This window comes from Kitasatospora sp. NPDC096140, from assembly GCF_040303045.1.
Taxonomy (GTDB): domain Bacteria; phylum Actinomycetota; class Actinomycetes; order Streptomycetales; family Streptomycetaceae; genus Kitasatospora.
In genome coordinates this window covers 67,883-84,967 of sequence record NZ_JBEOUW010000023.1, presented here as the reverse complement: position 1 = coordinate 84,967, position 17,085 = coordinate 67,883, and the positions used below count along the sequence as shown (strand labels likewise).

The window sequence follows — 17,085 nt, the reverse complement described above, 5'->3', positions numbered from 1 at the left end:
TCGATCCGCTTCCCGTCGTGGGTGGGTGCGCCGCAGCAGACGCAGGCGACGGGGGAGTGGTTCGTGCTCACGCGGGCAGAGTACGGCGGCGGTTGCTCAGGTCGGCGCGCGGGGTAGCGGTCCGGGCGGCTGAGCGCGGGGTCATGGGTGGGGCACATAGCGGGCGTTGGGTCCCGGCCAGCTTGCGTCCATGAAGTCGGGGCGATCGATGCGGTGGAAGCACCGAACCAGGAACTCGGTGAACGTCCCAGCGGTCTCGAACCACTCGCCCTCGTCGCTGCTGATAATGATCCGCCACTCGGCGGGATCGTTCTCGACCGCGCGGAAGAAATACCGGCTGCCGTGCTCATCGCTTCCCCACAGCAGCAGAACGCCCGATTGGACGTCCGACTCGTCGACCTCCCACCAGCCCTCGGCGATCTCGCCGTACCAGGCTGGACGCTCAGGTGGCGGTCCCCAGCAGCGCTCCAGCTCGGCCGGCGTGGTTTCCATCGGCCGGTCGATCGTCAGATAGCCGTCCACCGAGCCAGGGCCGTACAGATCGAGGAACGCCTTGAAGTCGGTCGGCAGCCGGAAACCGAGGTACCGCTCACTTGCATCCCAGATCGCGGGCCTGGCCCAACCCCAGGACTCCGGCTCTCCGAGGTGCGCGCGTAGTTGCTCGAGCGCGGTCTGGCTCTCCGGATGAGGGCGGAAGACTGCTGCGGTCAGCACTGCCACAGGAACACGGCCTGGGTGCAGGGCTCGCACGCGAAGGCGTAGGCCTCACCGCGACCGCCGAAGTTCATCGCGGTGGCGTGGTCCCGTCCTTCTTCGAGTTGAACGACGAGCCTCATCTCCCTTGCGCAGGTCGGGCAGGCAGGGGTCTCGTCGTTCTGCAGCCACGCGGGCTGCCCGCCGAGCTGACCGAGGACGTCAAGAGGAGTCCGGTCCGGCTGCCTCGCCCACTCCGTGTAGGCCTGGCCGTAATCGGCCGTCTTGGACGGCTTGTACGCGACGGCGCTCACCGCGCCAAGCAGGACCGGCTCCTGGTCGTCGTCCTCGTCCAGCACGGGCACCGGGATCGGCTGGAGTGCGGCCGTAGGGAACAGCAGTGCGCGGTTGCCGCCCGCCTGCGGATCCCACTCCTCGCACATGCCCGGGTCGTTCTGGCACATGAACAGGGCGAGCACGTCCCGCCCCTCGACGGCGCCCTGGCCGGTGTGGCGGCCGAGATCGTCGAGGAGCACCTGCGCCAGGAACTGCATCGGTCCGTCGCACGTGGAGCACTGAGGCCACGAAGCCCCGGCCGGGGCCAGCGGCACCCCGCCGGTGCGGGTGACAAATGCGGTGGGCTCGGTGGTACCCGCGTACGTCATCAGGGTCGTCGTCACAGCTGGCGACTGTACGACAAGCCGCTGACACCTCTCGGCCCACCGTGGCCCGTGGTCACGACTCCGCCCAGACCCGGACTGGGACGAGGTGGATCGGGCACGTCAGTTGGCAGGGGCACCCGGTCATCGCGGCTACGTCTTTCGGCGAACGGAACGCCAGACATGCTGCGCCCAGGGCAGGCATCCGGCTCTTACACCGGGAGCCTACGGAGGCGTCCGTGCCAGCCGACACGGGGTGAAGGTCCGGGCCAGCTGAGCCTGGGCGCCCGTACCGGCTGTCGGGGGTGGCTGGGACGATCAAGCCATGGGAAACCTCTACGACTACTATGCGGCCGCTGACGACGCACAGGCCTTGGGCATCTTCGAGGACGGCCGGGCCGACGACCGGTTCGGCACGGTCGGCCTCAAGGGCGTTGACCCCTACGCCCTCCTCGGTGTGGTCGAGGCGGCCCTGAGGGGAGTTCCCGAGGAGCAGGTGGAAGCCGACCTGCGCTTCTGCGAGCTGCTGAGCGATCCGCAGCACGAGGGCCACTGGCTCGTCTCGCTTACCGACAGCCTGCGTGACGCGCTCGCGATGGCTGGCGGCGGCCGGCTGGAGGAAGCCGCGTCCGTGTGGACGCTCACCGAGGACGGCGCGGGCCAGGACGCGGAGCTGATAGCCGACTTCCTGGAGCGGCTGGCCCGCCTCGCCCGTGACGCCGGTCAGTGCGGCCTGTACTGCGCTATCTCCCTGTAAGCGGGCCGAAGTCGGGCTGCTCGGCTGGCGCGCCGTCGACTGCCGGGATGGTCGAGCGTTCGGCTTCCGTCACCAACGTTCGTCCCGTTGTCAGCCCGATCCGCCACACTGCTGCCCGTGATCACTCCTGGTGAGCCGCCTGCCGGCATCGAATCGGTCCCGCACCACAAGGCCGTCCTGCTCGACACGCCCTGGGCGGAGCTCAGCCACGCGTACGGGTCGGCCGAGGACACACCCACCCTGCTGGTAGGCCTGCTGGACGACGACCCCAAGGCCCAGGCCCATGCCCTGGGCCAGCTGCAGATGTCGGTCCTCCACCAGGGCTCGCTCTACAGCAGCACCGCGCCGGTCGCACTGTTCGTGGCCGGCATTCTGGACCATCCGCGGACCTCGGCCGCGCACGAGAGCGAGTACCCGTGGGACGACCGGGTCCGCCCACTTCGTGCCGCGCTACTGGAGTGGCTGGGCGAGATCGCCGAGTCGGTCGGCTACTACGACGACCGCGAGCAGGAGCCCGAGTACGACGACCCGGCCGACATCGCGGCCTGCCGCGCAACCCGCTCCGCGATCCACCAGGCGGTGGCCCCCTACCTGGCTGATCCCGACTCCGTGGTTCGCGAGGCCGCCGTCGGTGCCGCCGGCCACCTGCTCGGGGCCCCCGAGCTTCGCGACCGGATACCCGACGCCGTCGAGCGGCTTCGCACCATCCTCACCACAACCGGGGACCGGCGGGAGCGTGCTGCGGCCGTTCTGACCCTCGTCGCCTGGGCGCAGGACACCAGCGATCTGCTCACCGACCCGGACCCGGCGATCCGCGCCTGCGCCGCCCTCGCTCCGCTCCCCGCCGAGGACCCGCGCCCCACCGCCATCCTTCTGGAGGCCTTGTCGGACCCGCACACCGCCGACCACTGGTTCGCCGCCGAACCCCTGCCCCAACTCGACGGATGGTTCCGCTTCACCCTCCTCCACGCCCTGCTCTCCCGCACCACCACCCTGGAAGAAGTCCTCGACGCCGCCTTGGCCTTGATGCCCATGGCCAACGACTTCACCGTCGAACGCGACTGGGGACCGCTCCTGCTGCGCGCCTTCCCCGATGGCAACGCCGGCGAGGCGGCCCTCACCGACGCTCAGTACCGACTCCTCAGCGTCATCGCGGCCAAGGACGACTGCTGGGGCAACATCGGCAACAAGATCACGTGGCTGCGCCGAGCCGGACTACCGACAGAACGAGACTCCTTCCGCGCGCTCCTGACAAGCCGCGACCGGGCCCCCGGCTTCTGACGGCTCGCGGAGAGCTCGGATCCTTGCGGCCCCTGCTGCTCGTCGGAGGCCTGGGCCGAGTTCCGGAACCCTCACAAGGATCATCCGATGCCCGGAGCGACCGGGTGCTCAGCTTGGAAGGCCAGCCTGCGTTCGGCGTCCTGCGCGATGTGGTCGAGAACATCGTCGAGTACTGCGAACGCTTCCCACAGCTGTTGGCGGCCGGTTTCGGAGAAGCGCTCGATCAGTAGTTGTTCGAGATCAGTGACGCGCTTGCCCTTCCAGATCTTGTCGGCGAGGCTCACCAGCAGGTCGTCGGTGCTGATGCCGGGGGCGTTCCACGATGCGTGGCTGCGGGCGAAGCGGGCGAGTCCCTCGGTGACGCCCCGGGCGATCAGCAGGTCGTGGCCGGCCATCTCGTGCGCGGAGCCGGGCCGGGAGAGCTCCTCGGGGTGCAGGATCTTCCCGATGTCGTGGGTGGCGGCGCCGAAAAGGACGGCGTCCCGGTCACAGTCCGGCTGCGGGTAGTACCGTTCGACCCAGTCGACCAGTTGGTGGGCGACATCGTGGACGGCCCGAAGATGGGCCGCGAGTCTGGGTGGGTCATACAACTCTGCGAGGATGACAGCGACCTGGCGCGGGAGCGGTCGCAGTACGGGGTCGCCGGGCAGGGGGAGGGCTAGCTGCAGCGCATTGCGGGGCATCCGGGACACGGTAGGCCTCAGATGTCGGAAGCTGCTGCAAGGGTGGCTGGTCATGGACATCGACGGGTTCTGGAATGTGATCGGGGCAGCGCGGGCCGAAAGCAGCGGTCCGCACGGCAAGGCGTTCGCTGAGGCGCTGGTGGACCAGTTGGCGCGGCTCTCGCAGGAGGAGATCCTCGCCTATCAGGAGCGTTTCGACGAGGTGCACGGCGCCGTGCACCGCTGGGACGTGTGGGCCGCCGCCTATCTCATCGGGGGAGGCTGCTCGGGCGACAGCTTCATGGACTTCCGGGTCGGCCTGATCGCCCTCGGGCGGGACTGGTACGAGCTGGCAGCCGCTCACCCGGACGATCTGGCGAACCACCCTGCAGTGATCGAAGCCGCCGCCCAGGGCGACGACTACGTGATCTTCGATGAGGACGTGAACTACGCGGCCAGCCGCGCGTTCGAACGCCTCACGGGTGACGCCGATGCCTTCCACGAGGCGTGGAAGCGCCATCGGGCCGGGCAGGATCTGGATACGGCGCTGGAGTCCGACATGGGCGAGGACTTCGACCTCGACGACGCTGACGAGATGCACCGTCGCCTTCCCCGCCTGGCTGCCCTCTACCTCGGCGCAGCCGCCGGCCGAGACGCCCCATCCTCAGGTTCTCTGCGCGGTCGCTGCTCTTGAGGTTGGCGATGTCGGTGAGGGCGGCGAGCTGGCCTGCGGCCACTTCCCCTAGGCATCCGCCTCGGCCAGGGGGAGCGTCCTGGCCGCGTTCACGCGGGTGCTGGCGTGGAGGTTGGGGTTGTCGATGAGGTCGATCAGTCGCTCCACGCCTGCCTCCCGGTATCCCTCTACTTCGGCCAGGGCCCGGGCTGCGTTCACACGGGCGCCGTTGTCGTCGAAGTCGGGGCTGTCGGCGAAGTCGATCAGCCGGTCTGCACCTGCCGTCCGATGCCCCTCCACTCCGCTCAGGGCCTTGGCTGCGTCCACACGGGTGCTGGGGTAGAGATCGGGGTTGTCGGCGAGGGCGGTCAGCCGGTCTGCACCTGCCGTCCGATGTCCCTCCACTCCGGCCAGGATCCTGGCCGCGTTCACGCGGGTGCTGGCGTGGAGGTTGGGGTTGTCGATGAGGTCGATCAGTCGCTCCACGCCTGCCTCCCGGTATCCCTCTACTTCGGCCAGGGCCCGGGCTGCGTTCACACGGGCGCCGTTGTCGTCGAAGTCGGGGTCGTCGGCGAAGTCGATCAGCCGGTCCGCGCCTGCCGTTCGGTGCCCCTCCACTCCGCTCAGGGCCTTGGCCGCGTTCACGCGGGCGCTGGTGTGGAGGTTGGGGTTGTCGGCGAGGGCAGCCAGCTGGTTCGGGCCTGCTTCCCGGTGCCCTTCCATTTCGGTCAATGCGTGGGCCGCGTTCACGCGGGAATGGTCGGCAAGGCCGGAATCGTTGGCGAACTGGGTGAGGCGGTCGGCGACGCCAGAGGGAAACGCGGTTCGAAGGTGCACCTGCCTCGTCAGGAACTCGCACACCATCCAGTCTCTTTGCGAGCCGAGTTCGGTCAGGGCCTTGGCGGTTTGTTCGGCGATGTGGTCCTGGGGGGTGAGGAGGCCGTGCAGGACGAAACCGGCGTAGGAGGAGTTCTCGCGCCTCAGCGACCTGGGCTCTCCCCAGCGGCCGGCGGTCGGACGGAACAGTTCACCGAGCGTCTGGGCTCGTGCTTGCGCGTCGCGGGTGGCGTGGCGGGCCGCTTGGTGTTCGAGCAGGGTCTGGTGGAGGAAAGCGAAGTCGGAAGCGCTGCGGGTGATCAGGCCGCTGCGGCACAACGCGGCTGTGAGGAAGTCGTCCCACTCGTCGTCGGGGACTCGTGCGGGCCGGTGGGCGTGGGGGTGGTTGCGCAGGATGTCCAGGGTTGGGCGGGTGTCGCCTGTGAGGCGTACGGTGGCGAGGTGGCCGATCAGCTCGGGCAGGTGTTCCAGGGTGTCCTCGGCCCGGGCAGTGACGCCAGGGCCGTAGCCGTCCAGGTCGGCGCGAAGTATGTCCCGTGCACCCGGGGCGTACTGCCGTTTGTGGAGCAGGGCGGTGAATTTGTTGTAGACGGCGCCGCGGGTGGTGGGAACTGCCTGCTGAGGGGCGTGGGCCTGGAGTTGGCAGAGCATGGTGGCCATGAGCGGCACGCACGCTAGTTCGGCCAGGTTGGCGTTGTCGACCGCAGTGAGGAAGCGACTGGCCATTGCGGCGGGGGCGGGCAGGTCCATGGCCTGGAACCAGGCACGGGCGACATGGCGCAGGTCGTCCCGGCTCAACGGTTCGAGTTGGAAGTGCGGTGTGTCGCGGCCGAGAAGGTCGAGTTCCGCGCGGGGCAGGGGCCGGGTGGCGACGACGAACCGGTACTGGTCGGCCTGGAGGCCGTTTGTGACGGCGGAGATCGTGCGTAGGACGCGGTGGCGGGCCTGAGGGTCGGTGATCTCGTCGAGGCCGTCGACGAGCACGAGCCAGCGGGCGCGAGGGTACGGGCGCTTGGCGAACAGCTCGACCGGCAACCGCTCGACGAGCCCGGCGAGGTCGGCGTTGGCGTGCCGGGCCAGGGCCTCCGCGAGGGGCATGCCGAGGAGGGCGGACGCGGGGGCGAGCACCGCCAGAACGGGGCCGGCGCTTCCGGCCCTCCAGCCCCTGACGACATCGGCGAGGTAGGTCCGCAACAGGCTGGACTTGCCTCCGCCCGGGCCGGCCACCACACAGGTCTCGGCGCGCGAGAGCAGTTGGTCGGCCGGCCTCGGTCCGGCCACGGTTCCGACGTGCGTCTCCGAGGCTCCGTCCCCGCCGGCGGGATCTTCCTGTCGGGCCAGCTGCCGGACGTACACGGTGGCGAGGGGCGGCACGATGCCGGGCAACGCCCCCGCGTAGGGATGGTCGCGGACGGCGCCCTCGGCGGCAGCGAGGTAGTGGTCCAGCCGCTGCGCACGTGAGTCCGCCTGCTCCCGAAGTGCGTGCAACTCCTTCCACTGGCTTCCGGCGATCCGGAGCGCGTCCAGGAGCTGATCCAGGGTGGTTCTGGTCGGCACCGTCTTGAAGGTGAACACGTTACTGATCGTGGCCTTGGAGACCTCCGCCTTCTCGGCGAGCGTGGCCCGGCTCCAGCCGAGGCTGGTCATCGCCTGCTGCAGCCGCCTGACCAGCTCGTGCTGCGCTTCCCCGTCCCTGGGCTTCGGCACCTGTCTCCCGATCCGTCCGTACAACCTCGTTCACATCACTGCATTGAACGCCCATGGAGGATTTCATCAACTCCTGGGCTCCGGCTGCCGGGCCCTCCCCGAACCGGCTCCACCGACCGCAGGAGACAACCCGATGGACCTTCACCCGCTCGCCCTCGCCGCCGCCGCACCACTCCTCCTGGGCGCGCTCGTCCGCCTGGCCCGTCGCCCGCAGAACGCCCCCGCCCTCGTCCGGGCGCTGCGTGACCTGATCACCCTGTGGCTGGTCCTGCGCAACACCGACCCGCAGGAGCGCGGGCCGCTCCTGCGCGCTCACCGGACGTGGCGGCTGCCCGTCGACACTGCTCCGGCGTTCCGGCGCGGCGACGGTCAGCCCGCCGGGCGCCGGGATCGGTGACGCCGTCTCCCGGGTGCGGGCCGGGCTTGCCGGGAACGGCTACCGCCAAGTGGCCGGCCATGACCGCGCAACCGCGCTGTGGGGAGGACGCCGTCGGAGGCTCCGGAGAGCGCGGAGCCGCCCACAGTTGGAGAGTGAGGCAAATCACTCACGAACTTCAGCTTGTGCACGGCCTCTCACGCGCCCCTCACGGACTGGGCTTCATGAGGTGTCATCAGGCGTCATGCGTGGTGGACGAGGTAGGCCCTGACCAGCGGGATTCGGACTGGTGAACACCAATCGGACGCCCTTTCGCTGGGGGTCAAGGGGTCGCAGGTTCAAATCCTGTCGTCCCGACGTATGTGAGCAGCGGGTCTGTCAGAAATGACAGGCCCGCTGTTCTCGTTCGGGTTAACGGTGATGGCGACGTGATGGCAGGGGCCGCGGTTACGGCGACGCCGGGCCGGCTATGCGGCGTCCGAAATGGCTAATGCTCCATTGCCGGGGATGGCTGATGGCGGCGAGGCGTCGTCCAGCGCCTGGCACAGCGCGGTGACCGCATCGCGGGCGGCGTGCGGGAGCAGGTGCCCGTAGATGTTGACTGTGGTCGACAGCGTCGAGTGCCGCAGCGTCTTCGACACCACGGCTAGCGGAACCTTCGAGCTGATCATGATGCTGGCGGCCGTGTGCCGCAGATCGTGCACGCCGATCCGGGGGAGGCCGATCTCGGCCGACCTGCGGCGAAGCGTGACCAGGAGCTGTTGCGGGCGTAGCGGTGCGCCGTCCGGCTGGCAGAACACGAGCCCTTCGAGCGGGGCACCTTCCGGCAGGGCCGCCCGCGCGGCTGTCGCGCGCCGTTCCAGTGCGGCGACGACCCGAGCGGACAGGCTGACCCAGTTCCGGCTCGCCTTGGTCTTGGGGTACCCGAGGTGGAGGTGGTTGTTGTCGACGGCGGTGAGGTTCCACCGCACCAGCAGCACCTGCTCGGCCAGGTGCACCTCGGGCCAGTGCAGCCCCAGGAGCTCCCCGCGGCGCATCCCCGTGCCCAGAAGCGCCTCGAAGGCATCCGCCAGCTGGTCGCCGTAAGCGTCGTGGTTGTGCCGCAGGAAAGCCGCAGCCTGCGATGGCATCCAGCAGATCCGCTCGGGAGCGGCGGGGCGGAGCATGACGGCGTAGCGCGCCGGATTGTCGGCCAGTCTCCGAGTGCGGACCGCGGTGTTCAGGGCGCTGGAGAGGGTGGCGCCGGCCCGGTAGACGCTGGTGCGTCCCCGGCCGCGGGCCAGTTCGGCTTCGGTCCAGGCGGTGATGTGCCGTTCGCGGAGGTCGGACAGCTTGAGTCGGCCGAAAGCCGGGATGAGGTCGTTGTGCACGTGGTCGCGGTAGCGGGCGTAGGTGGTGGGCTTGAGCACGTCCTCCTTGGTCCGCAGCCAATCGGTCAGATACCCGGCCACCGTCAGGTCGTCGTCGAGATCCAACCCGGTGCGCTCGCACTCGAGAGCGCGCTCCAACGCCTCGCGCGCGGCCCTGCGGGTACGGAAGCCGCTGCGGCACCGCTGCCGACGGCGCCCACCGGTCGAAGGCACGTCGAAGGCGTAGGCCCAGGAGCCATGGCGCGTTGAGTGGTCGAGGCTCGGGCACCGCGCACCGAACTGCTTTCCGACGGCGTCGCGGCAGCCGCAGCGCCGGAAGATCCGACCACGGTCAGGGTGGACAGCCATATGGTTACCTCCATCCAGGAGAGCCTGACCCCACGATGACTGCTGGCGTTCGGAGAAGGCAGCTGGTGAAGCATGGCGTTTGAGCTGCCATCACTCCGCCATCACCCGCCACCGTGCACTGCCGTGAACAGGGCGTTCCCCTTGGCGGTGCGGCAAGTGAGCGTCACCAGATCGACTTGCGATGAGGCCGAACTCCCAGCAGTCACCTGCTGGGAGGCCGTACGTCAGCGCTGTCGCGGGATGGGCAGGGGCTCGTGGTGGTGCCAGATCAGTGATCGATCTTCGCGGTGGAGTTCCGCGGATCCCCATTCAAGGCGGACCACGCCATCGGCCAGTGAGCAGGCGTAGGCGACGAGGACGAGCTTGGTGTCCGGTGGGAGGCGCGCGAGATCCGCGTGGGGCTCGTCCTCGTCCGGCAGGTCGATGCCGAGGTCCAGCTCTCCCTGGCGTGGGTCGGGGCCGTGCCTGCGGAGGAGGTCGGCGCGAAGCCCTGACGCGCTGCGGAGCCTGGCGACGGTGACGGGTACGTCCTTCTTCGCGTACCGGTAGGGGTAGATAACATGGCCGGCGACCACTGCGACGGTACGCGCCTGGAGGCGCACCAGCTCAACGTCGGGAAACTGAGAGAGGCTGGCCGATAGTTCCTCGTACTGTGCGGCATACAGCCCGTGTCCGTACGCTTCGAGCGTCTGCGTGTGAACGCCTTCGTGGCCGCCTTGGGCGCGCTCGTGGGCTCGGACAAGGCATGCGGGCACGATGGCCGTGACCTCGGCGGCGAGGGGGCCGAAGACCGTGCGCGCCCACGGACTGGCGGAGTTTGCGTCCGACATGAGAATCCCCCGATCGATCGTCCTATGACCCAACCTCAGGGTCTGACAGTCCGCTGATCGGCACGGTGGATCAAGGGCGCATTGGGGGTCTCAGGGTGCACGGAGCAGGGAGTGCTATCTGGTGAGGCTGGGAATGGGGCGGTGGATCTGCGCGGCTGGTTCGGGACAGCATCTTGTGTACGACGCCGGCTGGCGCAGGGGCGCGTGGACTGTACGGCGCGGATGCCCAGAAGGATGTTCCGGCCTCCATGGCGGGCTCATGTTGGGGCGCCGCACAAACCGCTGTTGCTGTTCTACGTGCTGGGCAGCTTCCAGTGCGATGCCGATGGCGAACTGAGGTACATCGTTGTTGAGGAGGAGGACTGGGCCCGGGCTACCACGTCGCTTACTCGCGCGAGGCGGTGGCCCGGATAACTCCCGCCACGCGGGCCGCCGCCTCGACCGGGTCCTCGTGTTCCCATACCCGGACAACGGTCCAACCGGCCTCGCGGAGAAGCCGATCGGTCTCCGCGTCCCGGGCCCTATTGCCCTCGATCTTCGCGCGCCAGAACTCGGCGTTCTTGCTGGAGGCCCGTAGATGCTCCGGGCAGCCGTGCCAGTAGCAGCCGTCGACGAACACTGCCACCTGCAGACGAGGGAACACGACATCGGCCGTGCGCCGCAGAGTAGGGAGTGGCCTGGTGGCCACCCGGTACCGGAAACCCTGTCGGTGAAGAAGCGACCGGAGCCGGAGCTCCGGCTTCGTGTCCCTGCTCCTGTTGCCCCGCATCGAGGCTCGGACGGCGGGCGAGGAAGCCCAGGAGCCCTCCGCCAGCGGCTCTTCCGTCAGTAGTCCTTTCTGCCAGGCCAGCTTCCAGCCCTCGGCGAGGTTCGCCGCGCGGGTGCCGTGCTCGACCTCCCCCAGGTAGCGGGTGGGGGACTTTCCCGAATCCGACCAGCGCAGGTAGGCGCGGATGCGCCGGGTGTCCGGCAGCACTTTCAGCTCCACCGAAGCGCGGGCGAATCGGCCGTCGCCCAGGTCGACCGACCGCCGATGCCGTCCGCCCGCGGCCCGGTCCTGCTCGGCCGCCAGAGCGTCGCGGCCGCGACGCGGACGTCCCTTCCACGCGCGGTCGGGTGGCGGGTCGTGCTTCCAGGGCCCCTGCGCCACGCTGGTCGCCCCGGTCACTTCCGACGCGCCTCCGCCTCGTCCAGGACGGTGGCGACGGCCTTCGCGAAGACCTCTCCGAGGATGACGGGCACGGCGTTGCCGAGCTGACGCATCTTCTCCCCGCGCGGGCCCTTGAGCTCCCAGGTGTCCGGAAATGTCATCACCCGGGCAGTCTCGCGGACCGTCATGTAGCGGTGCTTGTAGGTCACACCATCGGCCATCAGCTCATCGGTGAGCATCACCGACTCGCCGCCCGGCACCCCGTGGACGCCGGCCTTCACGGTCTTGGCCGGTCGGTCCAGCTCGTTGGGGGTGTGGCCCTCGTAGATGCGCGCCCCTGGCCAGCCGATGTGGTCCGCGAAACCCCCGACGTAGCGCTCCGTGCGGTCCAGCATGTCCTCGGTGATCTCGGGCAGGGGCTTGTGGTCGCCGATGCCCTTGATCGCGTCGCGCAGCGTGTACCAGGGGAGAAGCCCGTCATCCTCGGGCTTCACCTCTGGCAGGCGCCTCTCCACGCGGTCACGGACGTGCTGGGGGACCTCCAGGTGTCGTTCCCAATAGGTCCGTTCCATCAGGGACCGGGTGAGCGCGTCCTCGGAGTGGGTCTTCTTGACGAGGTTCTTGAACAGCTCGATGTCGACGTCCAGATCGCGCCGGAAAGCCACGATGATCACGCGGTTGCGAATCTGCGGTACCCCGTAGTCGGCTGCGTTCACGGGTGTCATGACAACCTCGTACCGCTTCTTGAGGTCGTCCGGCTCTTGCGCGAGCCGAGAGATCAAGGTCCTGTCGTGCTCCCGCCAGTCCACACCCTCGGCGCGCTGCTCGAACGGAAGCTCCAACTCGCGCAGGATGTACTGGAAGTAGTCATTGAACGAGGGCCTGAGCAGCCCTCGGACGTTCTCGCAGATCACCGCCTTCGGCTGGATCTCGCGAACGGCCCTGAACATCTGCGGAAACATGTTCCGCTTGTCCTCGTCGCCCTTGGCGACACCGCCGAGACTGAAGGGCTGGCAGGGGGGGCCGCCGGCGAGGATGTCGACCTGGTCGCTCAGGTAGCCCATGTCCAGCTTCTGGACGTCGCCCGCCACGAGGGGGACCTTCTCGCCGGGCTCGGGGGCCTTCGTCAGCTTCTCGCCCTCCGGGACCCACTCCGCCCCGTTGGCCTCCAGCGTCTCGCAGGCGCGCTTCGCGAACTCGTTGAACAGCAACGGTCGGAACCCCGCGCGGTGCACGGCCATGGCCAGGCCGCCAGCGCCAGCAAACAACTCGACGCCGGTGCGATCCCTCATAGATTCCTCGCGCAGCTCACCCATTGTCAAAGCATACCGCGGAGTTGTCGTCCTTCGAGCTGCCGGTCCGAAGAGCCCGCACCCGTCCTCCATGGGCCCCGGGGGCGACTCGGGAGACGACGAGTCGGGGTGTGGCGGTCACGACCAGGCCGTCTCACCCACCGAGACGGCGCCGCCACTCCCGAGGGAGCGCCGGTGCGGCGCCGCGCGGCCGAATTCGCGCGGTTCGTCCCGACCGGGACAGGTCGCGAAGGCGGGGGAGTGAGGCGGGAGTAGGCCGCGCATCTGGGATCTTTGTACCCCAAGGATCGACGGTGCCCACTACTGTTGGCCGCACGACGATGGAAGACCTCGTGGCGGCCCGGTCCGGTCCTGCCGCGAGCACCGCGCGCTCGCCGGGCGGTGGGCTCAGCCGGTCTTCCCCGGGGTGGGATCGAGACGAGGGCGGACGCAAGGAATGACCGACGGCCAGTACATCAATGTTATGCCCCACCCACGAATCCTGGGTGTGCTGGGCGACATCGAGTTCTCGCACTGGCAGTGCCTCGCCGAGCTCGTGGACAACTCCTTCGACGAGTTCCAGGCGGCGGGCGAGCCCAAGGATCGGCCCTCGGTCTCGATCTCCCTGCCGACCGCCAACTCCCAACGCTCCACCGCCGAGATCACGGTGCGAGACAACGGACGCGGTATGAGTCTGGACGCCGTGACGAACGCGATCAGCGCGGGATGGACGAGCAACAGTCGGCACGGTTCGCTTGGCCTGTTCGGCATGGGCTTCAACATCAGCACGGCCCGTCTCGGGCGGAAGACCACGGTGCGCACCGGCACGGCCGGTGACCCCGACTGGATCGAGGTGACCCTGGACCTGGTCAAGATCGCCGATTCCGCCGAGTACCAGGCCCCGTACCGCCTGGTGCCCAAGAGCAGCCCCGACGAGCACGGCACCACGATCACCATCAGCGACCTCAAGCAGGAGCAGTACACGACGCTGTGCCGCCCGCAAACCCAGAACGTGATCAGGGAGAAGCTCGGCGACGTCTACAGCTACCTCCTGCACACCAAGAGCTTCCTTCTCACTCTCAACGGCAAGAAGGTCAAGCCGCGACTCGCCTGTGTCTGGGACGAGAAGCGGACCGTCACCCGTCAGGGAGTCGAGATCAACGCCGTTCAGCGCATCGAGCGCGTCCTGAGCCCCAAGAAGGCGTGCATGGTGTGCGGCTACTGGAGCTCCGCTGACGCGGATCGATGCGAGGAATGCGGGCAGGGCAGCCTCGAGCTGCGGGATCGCAAGATCTGGGGCTGGATCGGCGTCCAGCGCTATGTTCACCGCAGTGACTACGGACTGGACTTCCTCCGCAACGGGCGCAAGATCTTGCTCAAGGACAAGCGGGTCTTCTACTGGCAGGACGAGGACGGCCTCGGAGAGCAGGAGCTCGAGTACCCCATCGACTCGAAGACCCCGATGGGTCGCATCGTCGGTGAGATCCACTGCGATCACGTCGCGCCCAACTACCAGAAGACCGCCTTCGAGTTCGAGACCGCCGAGTGGCGACAGGTCATTCGGGAGGTGCGCGGAAGCAGCCCGCTACGGCCGACGATCGCCAAGCGGCTCGGCCTGCCGGAGAACCGCAGCTCGCTCGCCCTCCTGTACTCGGGCTTCCGCCGTCAGGACCCAGGGCTCAACTACCTGATCCCGGGAGACGGCCGCACCGCGCTCCACGACAAGGCCCTGCGCTGGGCCGACCTCATGAGGCTGGGCGACCACGAGTACCAGAGCGACGAGGTCTGGTACCGGGCCGCCTACCAGCACGACAATCCGGTATCGGCCGAGCCGGCCCCCGAGCGTGGTGAGATCCTGCCCGGATTCGGCGCCGATCTCCTCGAACCGGAAGCCTCCGGCGAGGGCGCGGACGCGGCGGAGCGGGAACCCACGACCGAAGCCGCTTCGGCGGAGACGATAGATCAGCGACTGCAGCGCTACCGCGACCACGCCGAGGCCTTGGTGGATCTGGACGGCAGGTACTTCCTCGACGAGCTCGGCCGGGTCGAGCTCGCGGCTTGGGCGGTTCGTGGCCAGACGCTCGTCACCGGTGACGGCCGCACCGCGCCGGTGGTCGTGTCGATGATCCGGGCACCGCGACTCGAGGTGTTCATCGACACCGGGCACCCGCTCTTCAGCGAGAACGGTGCCGACCTGCGTGACCTGGCCCTGGTCGAGGTCGCGGAGTTCATGAGGGTACGCGCGAACAGTCTCTCGACGCCGCTGACGGAGATCGTCGCTCAGCTGAAGACCCAGACCTCCAGCCCGCGGCTGACCGCCGCCGCGATGGCGGAGGAGTCGGAGCGCCTGTTGGACCAGGTGCGCGGTGCCATGGTCGCGCCCGTGTCGGAGAACCCTGCCATCCACTGGCTGCTGTTGACGCAGGACGAACGCGCGAGGTCCGAGCGAAAGTTCGCGGTCCAGTCCGGTGGGGATTTCTCGTGGAACGACGCGCTCACCAACGGGGACTTCATCCGCTACGCGCCGGCCAGTGCCGTCATCCGCGTGATCCAGCAGTCCCCGGACAGCTTCCTCGACGGCCGGGTTTTCAAGCGTGGGTACGTCTCCCTGAGCGACCCCGAAGCCAGGGCTCTCGTGGTGGAGCGGCTGATCAACCCGTTGAGCGACCTGGCCTTGCTCGAGCAGCACCGCCCGCGTCTCGATGCGGACGAGATGGCGCGGATCCGTGTCAGCTGCCGCCTGGTCGCCCGCGATCTCGTGATCGACAACAGCTAGAGGCAACCGCACATGTCAGGATTTCTGGACGCGACGTCTCTTCTGGACGTCGGCCCCCTGCAGTTTCCACGCCAGGTCGAGCGACTCCTGTGGCACCTGGGCTTCTCCGACGTGTCCAACATCGACGGCTCGGGCGACGAGGGGGGAGACATCCTCGCGCGACGCAGGGGCGAGACCTGGGTGCTCCAGTGCAAGTGGAAACGGAGCGGAGTGGTTGGGGCGGCCGCCGTGGACGAGGTAGCCCGGGCGCGGGACAACTACCGGGCCCACCACGCCATCGTCGTCACCAACGCCCGGTTCAGCCCGGACGCCCGCCGACGCGTGGCCGACCTCGCCCGCATAGGGCCCGCGATCGTGCTTTGGGGTGGCGCGGACCTGGCCATGAGCTTCGACCGCGTACCCGAGCGGATCACGCGGGTCACTCCCCGGCCGTACCAAGTCGAAGCCCTGGCGGCCCTCGACTCGGACCTCGACGCCACCGGTCGGGCGCTTCTCGTCCTCGCCACCGGACTGGGCAAGACCGTTGTCGGCGGCGAGACGATCGCCAGTCACCTGAAGCACAACCCTGGGGACAAGGTCTTGGTCGTCGCGCACGCCAAGGACCTCGTTCACCAACTCGAACGCGCGCTATGGCGCCACCTCCCCAAGGAGGTACCCACTCGCGTTCTCACCGGGGACAGTCGGCCTGACGACCTTTCAGGCCTAACCTGTGCGACCGTCGGGTCGGCGCTGAACGCCGCGCGCTTCGGGTACCGCCCCGGTTTCGTGATGATCGACGAAGCCCATCACCTCGGCGAGGAGGGGCAGTACGACGAACTCCTCGCCGTGTTGCGCGAAGCCCGGCACCTGGGCGTCACCGCGACCCCGTGGCGCGGGGACAAGCACGACATCACCCAGCAGCTCGGACCCGCCAGTTTCAGCCTGGGCATCGAGGAGGGCATGCGACGCGGCTACCTGGCGCAGGTCGACTACCGCCTGTTCGTCGACAACATCGACTGGGATGTGGTGCGCGACGCCAGCGAACACGAATACGGCCTCGCCGAACTCAACGCCAAGCTCTTCCTGCCCCAGCGGGACGAAGCGGTCCGCGACGAACTCGCCGCCGCGTGGACGACGACGGCCAATCCCCGCGCCATCGTCTTCTGCCGCACGATCGAACACGCCGAACGCCTCGCGGAGCTGCTGCGGCGCACCCCCCTGTGGTCCGGCGCCCTGGCCATCCACGCGGGCCTCGCCAAGCGCGAACGGCAGAACCGCCTCCTGGCTTTCCGCGCCGGCGAGGTGCCCATCCTCACGTCGGTCGACATCCTCAACGAGGGCGTCGACGTCCCGGACGTCAACATCCTCTGCTTCGCGCGGGTGACCCACTCCCGCCGCATCTTCGTCCAGCAACTGGGGCGGGGCCTTCGCATACGCGACGGAAAGGAACACGTCGTCGTACTCGACTTCGTCAGCGATCTCCGCCGCATCGCGGCCGCCCTCAAGCTCAAGCGGGCGCTGGCTGAGCACGGCCAGATCGAGACCTTGACGAAGGTCACCCCGTCCAGGATCGGCTTCAGCGACCAACACGTGGCCACGCTCATGGACGAGTGGATCAAAGACGCGGCCAGCCTCGAGACCGCCTACGACGAACATCGCCTCCAGTTTCCCGCCGCCCTTGCGCCCCAGGAGTGA

Annotated in this window: 14 protein-coding genes; 6 read left to right on the top strand and 8 right to left on the bottom strand. The window is 68.7% G+C overall.

What is annotated here, in order from left to right; genetic code table 11:
- Nucleotides 1-141: 141 nt before the first annotated feature.
- Both ABT048_RS23735 and ABT048_RS23730 read right to left on the bottom strand, forming a co-directional pair.
- Complete coding sequence (locus tag ABT048_RS23735; protein WP_350523470.1) at nucleotides 142-714, bottom strand: SMI1/KNR4 family protein; 573 nt, start codon at nucleotides 712-714, stop codon at nucleotides 142-144.
- Nucleotides 708-1,373: a DUF1963 domain-containing protein gene (locus ABT048_RS23730; RefSeq protein ID WP_350523469.1), complete on the bottom strand. Its 666-nt coding sequence runs from the start codon at nucleotides 1,371-1,373 to the stop codon at nucleotides 708-710. Before ABT048_RS23730 ends, ABT048_RS23735 begins: the two co-directional genes overlap by 7 nt.
- Nucleotides 1,374-1,677: 304 nt before the next feature.
- Between ABT048_RS23730 and ABT048_RS23725 the strand changes: the two genes are divergently transcribed.
- Together ABT048_RS23725 and ABT048_RS23720 are read left to right on the top strand one after the other, a co-directional pair.
- The gene (locus tag ABT048_RS23725) at nucleotides 1,678-2,109 is read left to right on the top strand and encodes a hypothetical protein (protein WP_350523468.1); all 432 of its coding nucleotides are present in this window, start codon (nucleotides 1,678-1,680) and stop codon (nucleotides 2,107-2,109) included.
- Nucleotides 2,110-2,226: 117 nt separating this feature from the next.
- A complete protein-coding gene (locus tag ABT048_RS23720; protein WP_350523467.1) occupies nucleotides 2,227-3,390 on the top strand; it encodes a HEAT repeat domain-containing protein in 1,164 nt (387 codons plus the stop codon).
- Between the two features lie 80 nt (nucleotides 3,391-3,470).
- Here the strand turns inward: ABT048_RS23720 and ABT048_RS23715 are convergent, their stop codons facing one another.
- Nucleotides 3,471-3,980: an HD domain-containing protein gene (locus ABT048_RS23715; protein WP_350523466.1), complete on the bottom strand. Its 510-nt coding sequence runs from the start codon at nucleotides 3,978-3,980 to the stop codon at nucleotides 3,471-3,473.
- Nucleotides 3,981-4,125: 145 nt separating this feature from the next.
- On the opposite strand from ABT048_RS23715, the gene ABT048_RS23710 reads away from it, so the two are divergent.
- On the top strand, nucleotides 4,126-4,746 hold the full coding sequence (locus ABT048_RS23710) for a DUF4240 domain-containing protein (RefSeq protein WP_350523465.1): 621 nt from the start codon (nucleotides 4,126-4,128) through the stop codon (nucleotides 4,744-4,746).
- Between the two features lie 48 nt (nucleotides 4,747-4,794).
- Here ABT048_RS23710 and ABT048_RS23705 read toward each other — a convergent pair whose 3' ends face one another.
- Complete coding sequence (locus ABT048_RS23705; protein WP_350523464.1) at nucleotides 4,795-7,269, bottom strand: helix-turn-helix domain-containing protein; 2,475 nt, start codon at nucleotides 7,267-7,269, stop codon at nucleotides 4,795-4,797.
- A 133-nt stretch (nucleotides 7,270-7,402) separates the two neighbouring features.
- On the opposite strand from ABT048_RS23705, the gene ABT048_RS23700 reads away from it, so the two are divergent.
- Complete coding sequence (locus ABT048_RS23700) at nucleotides 7,403-7,666, top strand: hypothetical protein (protein ID WP_350523463.1); 264 nt, start codon at nucleotides 7,403-7,405, stop codon at nucleotides 7,664-7,666.
- 446 nt (nucleotides 7,667-8,112) lie between these two features.
- Here the strand turns inward: ABT048_RS23700 and ABT048_RS23695 are convergent, their stop codons facing one another.
- From ABT048_RS23695 to ABT048_RS23680, 4 genes are all read right to left on the bottom strand, one after another.
- Nucleotides 8,113-9,363, bottom strand: a complete 1,251-nt coding sequence (locus ABT048_RS23695) for a site-specific integrase (RefSeq protein WP_350523462.1) — start codon at nucleotides 9,361-9,363, stop codon at nucleotides 8,113-8,115.
- Nucleotides 9,364-9,587: 224 nt separating this feature from the next.
- Entirely contained in the window at nucleotides 9,588-10,193 is a 606-nt protein-coding gene (locus ABT048_RS23690; protein WP_350523461.1) for a hypothetical protein, read from the bottom strand.
- Between the two features lie 385 nt (nucleotides 10,194-10,578).
- Complete coding sequence (locus tag ABT048_RS23685; RefSeq protein WP_350523460.1) at nucleotides 10,579-11,361, bottom strand: very short patch repair endonuclease; 783 nt, start codon at nucleotides 11,359-11,361, stop codon at nucleotides 10,579-10,581.
- Complete coding sequence (locus ABT048_RS23680) at nucleotides 11,358-12,659, bottom strand: DNA cytosine methyltransferase (RefSeq protein WP_350523459.1); 1,302 nt, start codon at nucleotides 12,657-12,659, stop codon at nucleotides 11,358-11,360. The genes ABT048_RS23685 and ABT048_RS23680 overlap by 4 nt, the downstream gene beginning before the upstream one ends.
- A 433-nt stretch (nucleotides 12,660-13,092) precedes the next feature.
- On the opposite strand from ABT048_RS23680, the gene ABT048_RS23675 reads away from it, so the two are divergent.
- The gene (locus tag ABT048_RS23675) at nucleotides 13,093-15,411 is read left to right on the top strand and encodes an ATP-binding protein (protein ID WP_350523458.1); all 2,319 of its coding nucleotides are present in this window, start codon (nucleotides 13,093-13,095) and stop codon (nucleotides 15,409-15,411) included.
- A gap of 12 nt (nucleotides 15,412-15,423) precedes the next feature.
- Entirely contained in the window at nucleotides 15,424-17,085 is a 1,662-nt protein-coding gene (locus ABT048_RS23670) for a DEAD/DEAH box helicase (protein WP_350523457.1), read from the top strand.